Below are 379 nucleotides of genomic sequence, written 5' to 3'. Positions count from 1 at the left end.
ATTATTGGAGACTATCATGAAGTTTGAGAAGTCACAGGCAGCAGTTGACCGCCTGACCCCCGAGCAACGCCGGATTACCCAGGATTCGGGGACCGAAAGGCCCTTCACGGGCGAGTACAACGACAACAAGGAGCCTGGCATCTACGTCGACATAGTGTCGGGAGAGCCACTGTTCGCTTCGACGGACAAGTTCGATTCGGGTACTGGCTGGCCCAGCTTCACCAAGCCGATCGTTTCGGCAAACGTGAACGAGGTGCGGGACAGCGCACACGGCATGGTCCGGACGGAGGTCAGGTCAGTACACGCAGACAGTCATCTCGGCCATGTGTTCCCCGATGGTCCTTCCGACCGCGGCGGTCTGCGGTACTGCATCAACTCA

The 379-nt window shown here is 58.6% G+C and carries 1 protein-coding gene; it reads left to right on the top strand.

Annotated elements, in window-relative coordinates; translation table 11 throughout:
• Positions 1–16 precede the first annotated feature (16 nt).
• The coding region (msrB, locus tag NMC31_RS26100) for a peptide-methionine (R)-S-oxide reductase MsrB (RefSeq protein WP_253899405.1) at positions 17–379 on the top strand (363 nt) is incomplete at its 3' end.

It is taken from the genome of Pseudocitrobacter vendiensis (assembly GCF_943590815.1).
Taxonomy (GTDB): domain Bacteria; phylum Pseudomonadota; class Gammaproteobacteria; order Enterobacterales; family Enterobacteriaceae; genus Pseudocitrobacter; species Pseudocitrobacter vendiensis.
This window is presented reverse-complemented; position numbering and strand designations above follow the sequence as displayed.